We start from the raw sequence: 306 nt of genomic DNA, 5'->3' as shown, positions 1-306 counted from the left end.
GACAACGTGGCCGAACGGCGCCATAGATGCAGGGCAACGGTGAAGACCAAAGCGATGCCGACCGCCGCGAGACCGCCAGGCGCATCCGCCTGGCCGGAGACGGTGTAGACGACCAAGAGGGTCATCACGCCAACGGGCATGGCCAGGCCCAGCCAGGCAACAAGGTCGGACTCCCGAAAGAAACGCAGGGCGGCGAAAGGCAGGCCGCGCAGGCCGAGAGTAACCAGGAAAACCGAGCCGAGGATCGCCAAGGTAGGGCCGAGCTCCACTCCCTCTGGAAGGCCCGCGGCGGCCTGCAGGTGTACG

The 306-nt window shown here is 67.0% G+C and carries 1 protein-coding gene; it reads right to left on the bottom strand.

Annotated elements, in window-relative coordinates:
• The coding region (locus CYJ76_RS12005) for an AzlD domain-containing protein (protein WP_202820502.1) at positions 1-251 on the bottom strand (251 nt) is incomplete at its 3' end.
• Between the last annotated feature and the right edge of the window lie 55 nt (positions 252-306).

The sequence above is a fragment of the Kytococcus schroeteri genome (assembly GCF_002847825.1).
GTDB classification, from domain to species: domain Bacteria; phylum Actinomycetota; class Actinomycetes; order Actinomycetales; family Dermatophilaceae; genus Kytococcus; species Kytococcus schroeteri.
This window is presented reverse-complemented; position numbering and strand designations above follow the sequence as displayed.